The 14,623-nt window shown below is 69.2% G+C and carries 13 protein-coding genes, 1 tRNA gene and 4 pseudogenes; 9 read left to right on the forward strand and 9 right to left on the reverse strand.

Translation table 11 applies throughout. From position 1 onward, the window contains the following. Positions 1-2: 2 nt before the first annotated feature. A pseudogene (locus AV541_RS12445) lies at positions 3-374 on the forward strand (SpoVR family protein); the annotation flags it as partial. On the opposite strand, the gene AV541_RS06510 reads toward AV541_RS12445, so the two are convergent. The 3 genes from AV541_RS06510 to pdo are packed head-to-tail and all read right to left on the reverse strand — an operon-like array spanning position 371 to position 2,227. Then, positions 371-1,162: a TlpA disulfide reductase family protein gene (locus AV541_RS06510; protein ID WP_060384528.1), complete on the reverse strand. Its 792-nt coding sequence runs from the start codon at positions 1,160-1,162 to the stop codon at positions 371-373. The pseudogene AV541_RS12445 and the gene AV541_RS06510 sit on opposite strands and share 4 nt — an antisense overlap. Then, positions 1,162-1,536, reverse strand: coding sequence for a rhodanese-like domain-containing protein (locus AV541_RS06515; protein ID WP_008630645.1), 375 nt, complete (start codon positions 1,534-1,536; stop codon positions 1,162-1,164). Before AV541_RS06515 ends, AV541_RS06510 begins: the two co-directional genes overlap by 1 nt. Position 1,537: 1 nt before the next feature. Further along, positions 1,538-2,227, reverse strand: a complete 690-nt coding sequence (gene pdo, locus AV541_RS06520; RefSeq protein WP_082709692.1) for a protein disulfide oxidoreductase — start codon at positions 2,225-2,227, stop codon at positions 1,538-1,540. 168 nt (positions 2,228-2,395) lie between these two features. Here pdo and AV541_RS06525 point away from each other — a divergent pair, with 168 nt between their 5' ends. From AV541_RS06525 to nfo, 4 genes and pseudogenes are all read left to right on the forward strand, one after another. Then, the gene (locus tag AV541_RS06525) at positions 2,396-3,832 is read left to right on the forward strand and encodes a rhodanese-like domain-containing protein (RefSeq protein ID WP_060384530.1); all 1,437 of its coding nucleotides are present in this window, start codon (positions 2,396-2,398) and stop codon (positions 3,830-3,832) included. A gap of 57 nt (positions 3,833-3,889) precedes the next feature. Next, complete coding sequence (locus AV541_RS06530; RefSeq protein ID WP_008630640.1) at positions 3,890-4,546, forward strand: rhodanese-like domain-containing protein; 657 nt, start codon at positions 3,890-3,892, stop codon at positions 4,544-4,546. Beyond that, positions 4,543-5,291, forward strand: a pseudogene (locus tag AV541_RS06535) (sulfite exporter TauE/SafE family protein). Before AV541_RS06530 ends, AV541_RS06535 begins: the two are co-directional and overlap by 4 nt. A gap of 51 nt (positions 5,292-5,342) precedes the next feature. Then, the gene (gene nfo / locus AV541_RS06540; RefSeq protein WP_060384531.1) at positions 5,343-6,155 is read left to right on the forward strand and encodes an endonuclease IV; all 813 of its coding nucleotides are present in this window, start codon (positions 5,343-5,345) and stop codon (positions 6,153-6,155) included. Positions 6,156-6,246: 91 nt separating this feature from the next. Here nfo and AV541_RS06545 read toward each other — a convergent pair whose 3' ends face one another. The 4 genes from AV541_RS06545 to AV541_RS12450 all read right to left on the reverse strand — a co-directional run bounded on the left by AV541_RS06545 (position 6,247) and on the right by AV541_RS12450 (position 10,386). Beyond that, entirely contained in the window at positions 6,247-6,906 is a 660-nt protein-coding gene (locus AV541_RS06545; RefSeq protein ID WP_060384532.1) for a site-2 protease family protein, read from the reverse strand. Then, positions 6,903-7,508, reverse strand: coding sequence for a zinc metalloprotease (locus tag AV541_RS06550; RefSeq protein ID WP_060384533.1), 606 nt, complete (start codon positions 7,506-7,508; stop codon positions 6,903-6,905). The genes AV541_RS06545 and AV541_RS06550 overlap by 4 nt, the downstream gene beginning before the upstream one ends. Further along, positions 7,483-9,939, reverse strand: coding sequence for a CBS domain-containing protein (locus AV541_RS06555; RefSeq protein WP_060384534.1), 2,457 nt, complete (start codon positions 9,937-9,939; stop codon positions 7,483-7,485). Before AV541_RS06555 ends, AV541_RS06550 begins: the two co-directional genes overlap by 26 nt. A 261-nt stretch (positions 9,940-10,200) precedes the next feature. Then, entirely contained in the window at positions 10,201-10,386 is a 186-nt protein-coding gene (locus AV541_RS12450) for a hypothetical protein (protein ID WP_223966770.1), read from the reverse strand. Between AV541_RS12450 and AV541_RS11420 the strand changes: the two are divergent. The 3 genes and pseudogenes from AV541_RS11420 to AV541_RS06575 all read left to right on the forward strand — a co-directional run bounded on the left by AV541_RS11420 (position 10,328) and on the right by AV541_RS06575 (position 12,844). Further along, positions 10,328-10,973: pseudogene (locus AV541_RS11420) on the forward strand (transposase). The gene AV541_RS12450 and the pseudogene AV541_RS11420 sit on opposite strands and share 59 nt — an antisense overlap. Positions 10,974-11,032: 59 nt before the next feature. Further along, positions 11,033-11,126, forward strand: a tRNA-Ser gene (locus tag AV541_RS06570). A gap of 98 nt (positions 11,127-11,224) precedes the next feature. Next, complete coding sequence (locus AV541_RS06575) at positions 11,225-12,844, forward strand: hypothetical protein (protein WP_060384838.1); 1,620 nt, start codon at positions 11,225-11,227, stop codon at positions 12,842-12,844. A 7-nt stretch (positions 12,845-12,851) separates the two neighbouring features. Here the strand turns inward: AV541_RS06575 and AV541_RS06580 are convergent, their stop codons facing one another. Together AV541_RS06580 and AV541_RS06585 are read right to left on the reverse strand one after the other, a co-directional pair. Continuing rightward, positions 12,852-13,484 (reverse strand): CBS and ACT domain-containing protein, encoded by a 633-nt coding sequence (locus tag AV541_RS06580; RefSeq protein WP_008630611.1) that lies wholly within the window; start codon positions 13,482-13,484, stop codon positions 12,852-12,854. Positions 13,485-13,573: 89 nt separating this feature from the next. Next, positions 13,574-14,019: pseudogene (locus AV541_RS06585) on the reverse strand (hypothetical protein). Positions 14,020-14,116: 97 nt separating this feature from the next. Here AV541_RS06585 and AV541_RS06590 point away from each other — a divergent pair. Then, on the forward strand, positions 14,117-14,608 hold the full coding sequence (locus AV541_RS06590; protein WP_060384536.1) for an OmpH family outer membrane protein: 492 nt from the start codon (positions 14,117-14,119) through the stop codon (positions 14,606-14,608). The last annotated feature ends 15 nt before the right edge of the window (positions 14,609-14,623 follow it).

Consider the following 14,623-nt stretch of genomic DNA (forward strand, 5'->3'; position numbering starts at 1 on the left):
GGCACACCCGCCTCCTCCTCCCCCTCCTCACCCCCGAGGAAGCCCTGGAGTTCGCCGAGATGCAGGCGGGCCTCCTGGCGGCCCACGGCTTCAACCCCTACCGGCTGGGCTACTTCCTCCTCAAGGAGGTGGAAGAGCGCTGGGATAAGGGGCGGTTTGGGCCGGAGTACGAGGCCCTGCCCCTGGTGGAGCTCCTGGACGCCAACCACGGCAACCGGGGCGAACTCCTCCTGGCCCACGCCTACGAGGGGGTGGAGCTGGACCTTAAGAAGACCAAGGCGGTGCTGGAGAACCTGCACCGCCTCTGGGGCCGCCCCGTGCACCTGAAGACGGTGGTGGGGGGCAAGGAGGTCTTGCTTTCCGCCGGAAGCTAGCGGAGGGCCCGCAGGTAACCCAGGAGAAGGGCCTCGGAAAGCTCCCCCAGGTGCCGGGCCACAAGGCGCCCCTCCCGGTCGAAGAAGAAGGTGGTGGGAAGCCCCTGAACGCCCAAGGCCTGGGCAAGCCGGGTCTCGGGGTCCAAGAGGACCCACTCTGGGGAAAGGCCCCTTTCCTCCAGGAAGTTCTTCACCACCAAAGGGCCTTCCCCCTGGCTTACAAAGGCGAAGCGCACCTCCGGGTTCTCCTGGGCCAGGCGCACCATCATGGGGAGCTCCCGGCGGCAGGGGGGGCACCAGGTGGCCCAGAGGTTCAGCACCACCGGCTTACCCCGGAAGGCCTCGAGGCTCACCGGCGTGCCCCCTAGGCTGGTGAGCTGGACCTCCGGGAGGCCCACCGCCTCCGCCCCCCGCCCCCGGGTGAGGAAGACCCCCGCCACCAGACCCGCGGCCAGGACCGCCATCAGGGCGTAGCGCCAAAGGTGCTTGGGCAGAACCATCAGCGTGTACCCTCCTCCTGCCAGAATACCCCAGGCCGGGGTAAACCCTCCCTGCCAGACGTAGAGGACGGAAAGAGGGTCCCGGGCAAAGACGGAAAAGTTTTCCAGCACAAACCCAAGCCGTGCCCCCAAAAGCCCCACCAGCACAGCCCCGGTAGCCCAGGGGGAAAACCTGGGGTCCACCCGCCGGGCCAGGAGCTCGGCCACCAGGACGAGGGCCAAAAGGGCCAGGGCTACCCCCAGGCGCACCCAGGGGATGGTGAAGGGCCCAAGCTGCACCCCGTCCATCAGCGCACCAGGGGATACCCCGCCTGCTGGATGGCCCTTACCCCTCCCTCCACGTTATAGAGGTTGGTGTAGCCCCGCTTTTTCAAGTACTCCGCCGCCTGGCGGCTACGGTTGCCGCTCCGGCAGTAGAGGTAGACGGGCTTGTCCTTGGGGATCTGGTCCGCCCAGCGGGCCACCTCCTCCACGGGGAGGTTCACCGCCCCCGGGACGTGGCCTTGGGCGAACTCCTCCGGCGTCCTCACGTCCACCACCAAAGCCCCCTGGGAGAGGGCCCGGTAAAGCTCATCCGGGCCCACGTTCTGGTAGCTCCCCCTGCCGCAGGCGGCAAGGAGAAGAGGGAGGACGAGGAAACCGAAGAGGGCGCGGCGGGTCATGCTAGGCCCGGACCCCTACGGCCTTCCGGATGGCCTGGAGGAACTGGGAGAGGGGCTGGGCCCCGAGGACGCGCTCCTTGCCGTAGTTGATGACGGTGTCGGGCACCCCGTGGATGTGGTAGCGGTCGGAGAGGGCGGGGAACTCGTTGGCCTCGATCATCTCGCCCCAGACCTTGGGGGAGGCGTAGGCCAGACGGTGGGCGGTGCGCACCGCCTGGGGGCAGTAGGGGCAGGTGGGGGTGACGAAGACCTGGAGGACCACCTCCTCGGGGAGGTCGTTGAGCTCCTGGACCACGTTTTCGGGGAGGCCGTGCCCGTCCCGGCCCAGCATCTCTATGTCCTCGAGGAGGCTTGCGAACTCGTAGCCCGCCGGGATCCCCCGGTAACGGAGGTTGATGGCCTCCGAGCCCTTCTCGCGAAGGATGAGGGTGGGCGCGGCCTCCACCTTGTAGGCCTCGGCCTTCGCCTTCCCTTCAGGGGTGGCCAGGTCGTAGACCACCAGGTGGAGCTTATCGGAGAGGGCGGAAAGCTCCTCCAGAAGCTGCTTCGTCTCCTTGCAGTAGAGGCAGGGCTCCTTCCCCGGGGCGATCAAGGTGGAGGAGTCGGTGAAGAGCACCATCTCCACGTCCCGGCTGAGGTTGGCAAGCCTTTCCCGCACGATCTCTTGCTCTTTGGGTCCCAAAAGCGCCATGTTCACCTCCGGAATACCCCGGTAGGGGTACATCCAGGCTTTAACTATATCAGATAAAGAAGCCCGAGGAAAGAGTACACTTTCACGTTCCTGTGGCTTGACACCATTACCCCCCATGGGTATACTCCTCCCGAGGAGGGACAAAGGTCCCTCACCGGAGGTGAAGCCATGATCTTTCGCCAGATCTACGAGGAAGGCCTTGCGCAGATGAGTTACCTCCTGGGCTGCGCCGCCACCGGGGAGGCCCTGGTGGTAGACCCCAGGCGGGACGTGGACGTCTATTTGGACCTAGCCCAGTCCTTGGGTCTCCGCATCACCGCCATCGCCGAAACCCACATCCACGCCGACTACCTCTCGGGGGCACGGGAGCTCGCCCGGGCCACGGGAGCCACCCTGTACCTCTCCGACGAGGGGGACGAGAACTGGAAGTACAAGGGCCTTGAGGGCTTCCCCCACGTCCTCCTCAAGGACGGGGACGAGTTCAAGGTGGGGAACATCCGCGTCCGGGCGGTCCACACCCCGGGCCACACCCCCGAGCACCTCTCCTTCCTGGTGGCGGACGGGGCGGTGACGGACGAGCCCCTCCTCTTCCTCACGGGGGACTTCGTCTTCGTGGGGGACGTGGGCCGGCCGGACCTTTTGGAGGAGGCGGCGGGGATCCGGGGCACGGCGGAGCCCGGGGCGAGGCGGATGTTTAAGAGCCTCAAGGAGAAGTTCCTCACCCTCCCCGACCACGTCCAGGTCTGGCCCGGCCATGGGGCGGGAAGCGCCTGCGGGAAAGCGCTTGGTGCCCTTCCCGCCACCACCGTGGGGTATGAACGCCGCCACGCCTGGTGGGCGGAGTACCTGGAGAAAGACGACGAGGAAGGCTTCGTGAAGGCCCTCCTCCAAGGGCAGCCCGAGGCCCCCACCTACTTCAAGGAGATGAAGCGGCTGAACCGGGACGGGATGGCCATCCTGGGCGGCCTTCCCCACCCGGGCCGCCTCACCAAGGCCCAGTTCGCCCGCTGGCTGAAAGAGGGGGCCATCCTGGTGGATACCCGGGACAAGTTCGCCTTCGCCGGGGGGCACCTGAAGGGAGCCATCAACATCCCCGCCGGGAAGAACTTTAGTACCTGGGCGGGCTGGCTTCTCCCCTACGACCGCCCCCTCGTCCTCCTCGCCCGCCCCGAGGAGGTGGAGGCCCTCACCCGGGCCCTCATCCGCATCGGCCTAGATGAGGTGGTGGGGTACATCCCGGGGCTCGAGGGCTACGCCCAGGGCGAGCTGGAAACCGTCCCCCAGGTCACCGCCAAGGAGGCCAAGGAGCTCTGGGAGAAGGGGAAGGCCTTCGTCCTGGACGTGCGCGGGCGGGACGAGTACCTCGCGGGGCACATCCCCGGGGCCCAAAACATCCACGCGGGCCGCGTCCTCGCCCACCTGGACCGGCTCCCCAAGGACAGGCCCCTCATCGTCCACTGCGTGGGCGGGGACCGCTCCAGCACCGCCATCAGCGCCCTTTTGGCCCACGGCTTCCAAAACGCCCTGAACCTCACCGGGGGCATCAAGGCCTGGCGGGAGGCGGGCTTCCCCCTGGTGCAGGGCGAGGAACTGGTGCAGGCCTAAGCGAACCCACCCCGGCCTAGGCCGGGGTGGGTCTCCCAGACCCCAAGGAGGTCTTCCATGTACGAGACCCAGGTGCAAGAGCTTTCCCCCGAAGAGGCCAAGCGGCTGTACGACCAAGGGGTGCCCTTCTTTGACGTGCGCGAGGTGGAGGAGTACGCCCAGGCCCGGATCCCCGGGGCCCGACTCCTCCCCCTTTCCGAGTTCATGGCCCGCTACGGGGAGATTCCCAAGGACCAGCCCGTGGTCCTCTACTGCCGCACGGGCAACCGCTCCTGGCAGGCGGCGGCCTGGCTCAGCGCCCAGGGCTACCAGGTGTACAACCTCGAGGGCGGCATCGTCCGCTGGTACCGGGCAGGCCTCCCCGTGGACACCACCCCGGTGGAAATGGGCTACGCCACCACGCCCTATAAGGAGGTGGGCCCTCACGAAGCAGCGGGGCTTCTGGAGGAAGCCTGGGTGGTGGACGTGCGGGAAGCCTGGGAGTACCAGGGAGGCCACATCCCCAAGGCGGTGAACATCCCCCTTTCCGAACTCCCCCAAAGGCTCCAAGAGCTCCCCAAGGACCGGCCCATCCTCCTCGTGTGCAACTCCGGCAACCGCTCGGGGGTGGCGGCGGATTTTCTGGTGAAGCAGGGCTTTGACGGGGAGAAGATCTACAACCTGGAAGGCGGCACCTACGCCTGGGCCGCTGCGGGGCTTCCGGTGGAGCGATGAGCCTCGCCCTCCTGGGCGCCCTCCTCATCGGCCTTTCCTTGGGCCTTTTGGGCTCGGGGGGCTCCATCCTGACGGTACCGGTCCTGGTCTACCTCCTGGGGGAGCCTCCCAAGCAGGCCATCGCCGAAAGCCTCCTCATCGTGGGCGGGATCGCCCTCCTCGGGGCGGTCCCCTACGCTCTGAGGGGCCTTGTGGACTTCCGCAACGTCCTTTTCTTCGGCCTGCCGGGGATGGCGGGGACCTACCTCGGGGCGTGGCTTTCCCGCTTCGTCTCGGGAGAGGTCCAGCTCCTCACCTTCGCCCTGGTCATGCTCCTTGCCGCCTACTTCATGGCGAGGCCCCTTCCCCTGAAGCGCCAAGAAGGCGGGCGTAAGCCCTGGAAGATCGTCCTGGACGGCCTTTTCGTGGGGGCCCTCACCGGGTTCGTGGGGTGGGGGGCGGGTTTTTGATCGTCCCCGCCCTGGTCCTCCTGGGAGGGCTCCCCATACACCTCGCCGTGGGCACGAGCCTCTTCATCATCGCCATGAAGTCCTTCGCCGGCTTCTACAAGTACCTCCACCTTCTCCCCGCCCTCGGCCTCTCGGTGAACTACCAGGTGGCGGGGCTCTTCGTCCTCGTGGGCTTCCTCGGAAGCCTCCTCGGGGGGAGGGTGGCGGTACGCCTGCCCCAGGAGAGCCTAAAGCGGGGCTTCGCCCTCTTCCTGGTGGCCGCAGGGGTTTTCATCTTGGTCCAGAACCTGGACTAAGCGCCCCTCCCAACCCTGGGGCCCTGGCGTCCCTGTGGTAGGCTTCGGGGGATGCCGCGCTACGGGTTCCACCTTTCCATCGCCGGAAAAAAGGGAGTGGCCGGGGCGGTGGAGGAGGCCACCGCCCTCGGCCTCACCGCTTTCCAGATCTTCGCCAAAAGCCCGAGGAGCTGGCGCCCAAGGGCCCTCTCCCCAGCCGAGGTGGAGGCCTTCCGCGCCTTAAGGGAGGCTTCCGGGGGTCTCCCCGCCGTGATCCACGCCTCCTACCTGGTCAACCTGGGGGCGGAGGGGGAGCTTTGGGAGAAGAGCGTGGCGAGCCTGGCGGATGACCTGGAGAAGGCCGCCCTCCTCGGGGTGGAGTACGTGGTCGTCCACCCCGGCTCGGGCCGCCCCGAGCGGGTCAAGGAAGGGGCCCTCAAGGCCCTGCGCCTCGCCGGCGTCCGCTCCCGCCCCGTCCTCCTCGTGGAGAACGCCGCCGGAGGCGGGGAGAAGGTGGGGGCGCGGTTTGAGGAGCTCGCCTGGCTTGTGGCGGACACCCCCCTCCAGGTCTGCCTGGACACCTGCCACGCCTTCGCCGCCGGGTACGACGTGGCCGAGGATCCCCAAGGGGTCCTTGACGCCCTGGACCGGGCCGTGGGCCTGGAGCGGGTGCCCGTGGTCCACCTTAACGACTCTGTGGGCGGCCTCGGAAGCCGCGTGGACCACCACGCCCACCTTCTCCAGGGAAAGATCGGGGAGGGGCTCAAGCGCGTCTTCTTGGACCCAAGGCTCAAGGACCGGGTCTTCATCCTGGAAACTCCCAGGGGACCGGAGGAGGACGCCTGGAACCTCCGGGTCCTTAGGGCCTGGCTCGAGGAGGCCTAAGTACCCCAGGCTTCCACCAGGTGGGGTCCAAAAAGGAACTTCCCAAGCCCCGTTTCGGGCACGCCATGTGGCGAAACCAACACGCGGCCGCCTAGCCCAAAAGGAGGGTGAAGAAGACCCGGCGGGCGAAGGCCAAGACCTCCTGGATGGGCCCCCTGAGGACCGTGAGGATAAGGAGGAAGGAAAGCCAGGCGTACTGCTCCAGCCGCCAAAGCCAAGGGTGCCAGGCCAAAGGGAGAAGGCTTTGGAGGATCTTGGAGCCGTCTAGGGGGGGTATGGGGAGGAGGTTGAAGACGGCGAGGACGAGGTTGATGGAGCTCGTCACGTAGGCGGCAAGGGCCAGAAGCCCCAGGGCGGAGCCCCCGCTCCCCCGGAAGGCCCCATAGACCCCCTCCGGGTCCAGGGCGAAGAGGCCCCGCACCGCCAAGGCGAAGAGGACGGCGAGGACCAGGTTCACCAGGATCCCCGCCACGGAGACAGCGAAGAGGCCCAGGCGGTAGGCCCGGAAGGCGGGGGGGTGGATGGGAACGGGGCGCGCCCAGCCGAAGCCCACGAGGAAAAGAAGGAGGGTTCCCAAAGGGTCCAGGTGCCGCAAGGGGTTCAGGCTGAGCCGCCCCTGGCGCTTGGCCGTGTCGTCCCCAAAGAGGTGGGCGGCGTAGGCGTGGCCCACCTCGTGGAGAACGAGGCTCATCACCAGGGCAAAGAAGGCGAGGAGGAAGGCGAGGGGGTCTTCTTGGAGGAGGGCGATCATAGCCCGAGGGCCCGGTAGAGGGTGGCGAGGAGGCCGGAAAGCCCCTGGACCACCGCGTCGGTCACGCCGGTGTAGGAAAGGAGGAGGAAGATGACGAGGAAGCCCACGGGGCCGTAGGAGGCGAGCTGGTCCAGGAAGCGGCGGGCCTCGAGGCCCCCCACGGCGTAAAGGGCCCTGGCCCCGTCCAAGGGGGGTACGGGGAAGAGGTAGATGGCGGCGTGGAGGAGCATCAGGCGCTGGCCCAAAGCAAGCCCCTCGCCGAAGGGGTAGGGCAGGAAGCGGGCGAGAAGGCCGTACACAAACGCGGCCACAAGGAAGCCCAAGGGCCCCATCAGGGCCACCATCGCCCCCTTACGCCCGGGAAGGCGGCTCGGGACAAACCGGGGCCAGCCGAAGCCCAGAAGGGCGAGGAGGACGAGGCCTAAGGGCTCCAGGTGGACCCGGGGGTCCAGGCGCAAAAAGCCGTACCGCCTTGGGGCCACCTCCCCGTAGCGGTCGGCGAGCCAGGCCTGGAAGAGGTTGTGGAGGATGAGCCCTAAGGCCCCGAGGAGAAAGGCCAGGAGGAAGACCGGCGGATCATTCAGGTAGGGCAAGAGTCCCATCGTCCAACAGTTTACGGGCTAAGGCCAGCTCCTCCTCAAAGCTCCGCACCTCTCCCCGCCTGCGGGCCTCGGCCACCTGACGCAAAATCTCCCCCACCTTGGGGCCCGGCTTCAAGCCGAGCTTGAGGAGGTCCCGACCCATGAGGACCCGCCGCTCGGCCTTGAGCCAAGCCTCCTTTTCCGGGAAGAGGGCGAGGAAGGCGGCCCGAACGGGTTCCCGCCCCAAGGCCTCCTTGGGCACCTCCTCCCCCCGGGAGGCCGCGAGGAGGAGGGCAAGCCCCTCCCTTAGCCTCCCGGGAAGGGCGAGCCAGGCCGCCCGCTCCAGGGGGTCCTTCTGGTGGAAGAGGAGGAGGAGAAGCCGGGCCTCAGCGAGGCCCTCCTCGGCCCGGAGCCTACGGAAGGGAGCCTCGGGAGGAAGGTCCAGGCCGTAGAGGGCCTTAAGGGCCCCGAGCTCGGCGAGGAGGGCCAAGGCCCGGTAGAAGGCCTCCTCCTCCAGGGTGAGGAGGAGTTCTTCCCGGAGGCGGCTCCGGCTCGCCCCCGCCACCACCTCGGGAAGGAGGGCGGGGGCAAGAAGCCGCGGCACCTCCTCGGCGAAGCGGAAGCCCAGGCGGGCGGCTAGCCTCGCCCCCCGCACCACGCGGGTGGGGTCCTCCACGAAGGAGAGGGGGTGGAGGGGGCGGAGGAGGCGGGCCTCCAGGTCCCTAAGCCCCCCATAGGGGTCCAAAAAGGTGAGACCGCCCAGGTCCACGGCCATGGCGTTCACGCTGTAGTCCCGGCGCTCCAGGTCCCGGGCGATGGGGGCCCGGCGCACCTGGGGAAGAGCCCCGGGGTAGGGGTAAACCTCCTCGCGGCTTTCCGCCAGGTCCACCACAAGCCCGAAGGGGAGGCGGACCCGCGCGGTGCCGAAGGCGTAGTGGAGGCCGTAGCTTCCGCCGAAGCGGTCCACCAGGAACTGGGCCACCCGGGCCACCTCCACCCCGGGCCCCACGGCGAGGTCCAGGTCCGGGCCAGACCGGCCCAAAAGGGCGTCCCGCACCGCCCCCCCCACCAGGTAGATCCCCTCGGGGAAGGCCTCCTTAAGGGCCTCCACTACCCGCAAAACCCCGCTGGGAAGGGCTTTTAGAACCCGCTCGGCCAGGGTGGGCTCGGGCCTGGGGGCGCTCCGGTAGAGGTCGGTCCGGGTGTAGATCCCGAGAAGCCGCCACCCCTCCCCCACCCGCTCCCCCACGAGCACCCGTCCCCCGGCCTCCCGGAGGCGGGGCTCCACCTGGGAAAGGGGGGTGGAGGGGGGAAGGACCACCGCCCGGGCCAGAAACCCCTCCACCGGGTGGTCGCCGAACCCCAGGCGCACCGCCTTACGCAGGTCCCGCCTGCGGGCAAGCCCCAGCACCCTAACCCCCTCGCCCACAGGCTCCACCACGGGCATGGCCCCGTAACCCCGCTCCTCCAGTTGGCGGAGGGCCTCGCGCACGGAGGTGGGGCGGAGGGTCTCCACGGGGGCGGTCATCGCCTGGCCCAGGGTGGGCTCGGGGTCCAGGAAGGCCTCCAGGGTTTCCAGAAGCCGGGCCAGGGCCCGCCCCTTGCCCCGCACCCGGGCGAAGGCCGCCCGGGCGTGCCCACCCCCGCCCAAGCTGCCGAGCCACCGCCCCACGTCCAGCCGGGCTTTGCTCCGGGCGATGAGGAGGGTGTCCCCCCCGAGCCTCAAGGCCAGGAGGACCCCGTCCGCCTCGTAGAGGTCCAGCAGGGTGTGGGCGAGGGGGGCGAGGGCGGGCACGTACCCCTTCTCCCGGGCCCGGGCCACGAGGAGCCTGAACCCCTTCCGCTCCACGAGATGGGCGGTCTTCAGAAGCTGGGAGAGGATCTCCCGGGCCTCCTCGCCGAAGCGGGGGCGGACCCAGTCCCGGACGCGGGCAACCTCAGCCCCCTGCCGGAGGAGGTGGCCTGCGGCCTCGAGGTCCTCCGGGGTGGTGGAGGGGAAGCTGAACCCCCCCGTGTCCTCCCAGAGGCCAGCGTAGGCCAGGGTGGCCTCCAAGGGGTCCAGGGCCACGCCCCGCTCAAGGAGGAGGGGCACGAGGAGGCTCACCGTGGCCCCCACCGGGGCCACCCTCCCCCCCACGGCGGGCACGTCCCCCGGGGTCCTCGGGTGGTGGTCGTAGACGAGGAAGGGCACCCGGCCCACCAGGGCGGCGAGGGGGCCGAGGCGTTCGGGGCGGGCGTTGTCCACGAGGACCACCTCCCGCACCCGGTCCAGGGGGATCTCGCTTGCGGGCACCAGGTCCAACCGGTCCTCAAGAAGGGGAAGGACCTCCCTTAAAACCCCTTCCACGCCCCCCACCAGGGCGAGGACGCTCCCCGGGTAAAGCCGCCCCGCCAGGACCATGGAGCCCAGGGCATCAAAGTCCAGGTTTTCGTGGGCCGCCACGACCCGCACGGCCCCAGTCTACCTGGGCTTGCCTTGCAAAGGTCAGGAGGACGGGTGTATATCTCTCTCCTGATGGGCAAGCGAGGCTTCCTTCGCAGGGAGGCAAGCCCCAAGGAGGTCCTGGAACACTGCCTGCGCCTGGCCCGGGAGGTGGCCCCTCCCACCCCCAAAGGCAAGCGGGGCCGCCCCTGGCGCTACAGCCACGCCCTTTACCTGGCCCTCCTTCTCTTCCGCGCTTTCTTCCACCTCACCTACCGCGAGACGGAGGCCTCACTCCAGGACCTGATGGAAGGCCCCTTCCCTTCCCACCAGTCCCTGGCCCGCTACGCCCTCAAGCACCTGGACCCCAAACTCCTTGAGGCCCTCCTGGAGAGGCTTTCCCGGGAACTGGAGGCCCATCTCGCCCCGGAGTCCTCGCCGGAAGGCGAAGCGGCTTCGGACGAGGCGCCGGCACACCTGGCGGCGCTTTCCCCCCCTCTACCTCATGGACACCACGGGGCTGGCCTACCGGAGCAAGGACCGGCTTCTCCGCTTTCGTCGGGGGAAGGAGGTGCGGCGGGTGCGGGGGCACGCGCGGCTTCTGGCCCTGATGCGGTGGGATAGGGAGAGGCGGCTCTTATGGCCCTGGGGTGGAGTGGTGGGGGAGGGCTACGCCCCGGACCCCCGGCTTGGGGGGAGGTGCTGAGGCGGTTTCCTCCTTCCCGGGGGTGGCTTTTGGCGGACGCGGGGTTTGACGGGAAGGAGGTGTGGGGGGTTTTGGGGAGGCGGGGGTGCGGCCGGTGATCCGGCTTCGGGGCGGGGGCGAGGCCAGGGAGGAGGCGCGGGTGCGGGCGCGGGAGGGGTGGGACCCCGAGGTGTACCGGTTTCGCGGGGTGGTGGAGGGGGTGTTTGGGGGGATGAAGACGCGGCTGGGTGGGGGGTACCTTTGGGAGCGGAAGCCTTGGACGGCCATGGCGCGGGCGCTTTTGGAGCTCATCGCCTACGGCCTTAGGGTTCTTCTCTCCCTTCTCCCGCCCCCTCCGGGGTACAAGGCAATTTACTAGGCAAGCCCAGTCTACCTTGACGGGGGCGGACGGCGCTGGTACACTCCTTTTTGGCACTTGGAGAGGTGCCCGAGTGGCTGAAGGGACACGACTGGAAATCGTGTAGGGGGGCTTAAACCTCCCTCGCGGGTTCGAATCCCGCCCTCTCCGCCAAAAGGCCCCGGCGAAGGCCGGGGCTTCCTTTTCGCGCCGCGTCCTTAGGGGAGGGCTTGCCGGGGCCCTTTAAGCGCGGGAAATGGTATGGTTCTCCCGTGCGGCGCTGGCTCCTGTTTCTGCCCCTGCTTGCGGCCCCGGCCTGGGCCGCCTGCGCGGACCGACCCTACGTCCTGGAGACGGAAGAAGGGCTTCTCGGCGGGGAGAACCTGAGCTACGAGGAGGGGGTGCTCCTCGTGGAGGGCCGGGCCTGCCTGGAGCGTCCGGGCCTCGCCCTCGAGGCCCCCTGGATCCGCTACCTGGAGGAGGAGGGGGGCTTCCTCGCCCCGAGCCTTTCCGGGGAGGTGGAGGGGTGGCGGCTTCAGGCGGAGGGGATGGAGGGCAAGGCCCTCCTCCGGGTGCGCCTCGCCAAGGGGAGCCTCCGGGCGGAGGCGGAGCGCCTCCTCCTGGAACGCCCCCCCATGGGGGAGGAGGTCTTCCTGGAGGCCCCGGCCTACCGGGTCCGGGCCGAGCGGGCCACCTTCACCGGGGAGGAGGCCCGCCTCCAGGGGTTCCTCGCCACCCCCTGCCCCTGCGGCGAGGACCTGCGGCTTGTCATGGAGGAGGCCGTCTTCCGGGTGGACACGGGGGAGCTCGTGGGGGACGCCGCCCTGGGCCTCTTCGGCCTCGAGGTGCCCCTGGAGGAGGCCCGCCTCAACGTCCACCGGAGGCCGAGCCTGGCGAGCCCCTTCATTCTCTCCACCACGGAAGAGGAAGGGCTCACCCTAGGCCTCAAAGACCTCCCCCTCCCCCAACCCGGGGAGGAGGTCGGCCGCTGGAGCCGCCGCCTCACCGTCATGGGGACGGGCCTCAACTCCCCCCAGGCCGCCCTCCTCCTGGGCCTCAAGGAGGGAGGCCTCGGGGCCGAGGTCCAGTTGGGCTACGCCGCCGGGGTGCGGGCCTTCGGGGAAGGCGTTTACCTGGCCTACACCCCCAACCCCCCCGATACCACCACCCCGAGGCTCGAGGCCCGCTACGCCCCCTCCCTCCGCCTGGAGGGCCTTGCCCTCACCCCCTTCCTCCGCTACGCCGAGACCGGGGCGCGGACGGGCCTCACCCTGGGGGCGGAGGGGAGCTACCGCCTCGAGGTCCGGGAAGGGCCCTTCCGCCTCGCCCTCACGCCCTCCGCCCTCCTCGCCCTCTACCCCGGCCTCGGCCACGACCCCTACCTCGTCCTCGGGGGGAGCGCCGAGGTGGGCTACGGCGAAGGCCCCTTCCGGGCCCGCCTCCTCTACGCCGGCCGGTACGCCGCCCTAAGCCCCACCCCCGCCTTCGCCTACGAGGAGCGGGCCGAGTTCCAAAGCCTCCAGGTGGAGGCAGGCTTCGCGGAGGTAAGCCTCCTCTACCGGCTGGAAAACCCCTTGGGGGACCGGGTGGACCGGGTGGAGGCCGCTTACGCGGCGGAGGGCCTCGGCCGCCTGGCCCTGGCCTGGGTGCGGGGAAGCTACGCGGAGTGGCGCCTCGCCTACGCTTCGCCCCTGCCGCAAAGGACCTGCTGCCAGGCCCTGTGGCTCGCCCCCGAGCTGGGCCTGGGCCCCGAGGGGCCAAGCCGCTACGGCCTCACCCTGCGCTACTACGACGGCTGCTTCGCCTACGAGGTGCGGGCGGCCCGGGTCCTCCAGGGCCAGCACGACGAGGCCACGGGCTACACCCTAAGCTTCGGCCTCACCCTGCGCTAAGCGAACCTTACCCCGGGCGCACGTCCACCACCCGCTCCCCGGCGGCCTCGAGCCTCTTGGGGACCCCCTCCACGTCCTCCCCCACCACCCGCATCACCAGGCGCTGGTAGCCGGGGAGGTGGGCCGCGGTGGCGATGGAGACGATGTTGGCCGGGGGGACCGCCTGGGCCATCTGGGCCAGGGCCCCGGGGACGTCGGGGATGTCCACGGTGATGCGGAGGCCCCCAAGCCTCAGGCCCAGCACCTCAATGAAGGCCCGCAGCACATCGGTCACGGTGATGATCCCCACCAGCCTCTCCCCTTCCATCACGGGAAGGCCGCCGATCTTCCGCTCCTCCATGAGGAGGGCGGCCTTCTCCAGGGGTTCATCGGCCCCCACGGTGATCACCGGCTTGGCCATCACCTCCTGCACCGTGAGCTTGGAGAGGAGGTAGTTCATCTCCCACACCGAGAGGGTGGTGGCCTTGGAGGGCATGGCGTCCTTGAGGTCCTTGTCGGTCACGAGGCCCACGAGCCTTTCCCCCTCCATCACGGGAAGGCGCCGGAAGCCCTTCTCCTTGAGGAGGCGAATGGCCTCCAGGACGGGGGTGTCCGGGGCCACCACCACGGGGTCCTTGGTCATCCAGTCCCTGACCAGCATCCTGCCACCTCCTATGGGGCAAGTCTACGCCCGAAATCCAGAGAAAAATGTCCCGCCCCCGTGGGGGCGGGAAGGCACGCCTTCTTCCTTCAGCGCAGGTTCACGCCGAGGACGACCCGGCTGAACCCGCCCCCACTGAAGGGGTAGTAGTACTCCCCGTCCAGGAAAACGCCCGTGCGGGGGTCAAAGAGGACCTCCGCCCCCAAGGAGAGGTGCACCCCCACGGAGCTTGCGCCCGCGATCCTGGCCCCAAGGCCCCCGCCGAAGTAGGGCCTAATCCCCCTCAGGTCCCGGTCCAGCTGGCCGAGGTCGGGCTTGAAGAGGACCTCTCCCCCCAACAGGAAGCTGGGCCCCGAGGGGAAGAGGTCGCCGAAGGCCCGGAAGGCCAGGCTCCGCTCCAGGGGGGCCTCGATGGCAAGGCCGATCCCCGCCCCCCCAGGGGAAGGACGAGCCGGAAGCCCACCGCCCGCTGCCCCAAGGCCGTGGAGAAAAGAAGCGCCCCCAAAAGCGCCACAAGCCCAAACGCCTTACGCATACCCAACCTCCGAGGCCAAGCCTAACGGGTTTGGCCTAAGCCCGCCATAGACCTTTCTCTCACAAGCCCTTCACCCAAAGAGGCTAAGCTTGGCGGCATGAAGAGGTTACCCTTGATCGGTGCCCTCCTCGCCCTCGGCGCCCTCCTTACCCCGATGCTGGCCCAGAACAAGACGGTGGCGAGCCGCGTGGGCTTCGTGGACGCGGACGCCCTGGTCCAGGCCCACCCTGACTACAAGAAGGTCCAGGAGGTCCAGTCCCAGGCCCGCAAAGAGCTCGCCCCCCTGGAGGAGAAGCTCAAGCCCCTGGACGAGAAGGTGCGCTCGGGCCAGGCCACGGCCAAGGAGCGCCAGGACTACGAGGCCTTGGCCAAGACCTACCAGGCCACCCTCAAGAAGTGGCAGGACCGGCAGAACCAGGTGCTCAAGCCCATCCTCGAGGACGTGGACAAGGCCATCGCCAAAGTGGCCAAGGCCCAGGGCTTCTCCGTGGTGATGAGCCGCCAGGTGGCGGCCCAGTCGGGGCTCGTGGTCTACGCCGACGAGGACACGGACCTGACCCAGGCGGTGATCAAGGAGCTCAAGCGCTAGCGGCCCAAGGCCCAA

It is taken from the genome of Thermus parvatiensis (assembly GCF_001535545.1).
GTDB classification, from domain to species: Bacteria; Deinococcota; Deinococci; order Deinococcales; family Thermaceae; genus Thermus; species Thermus parvatiensis.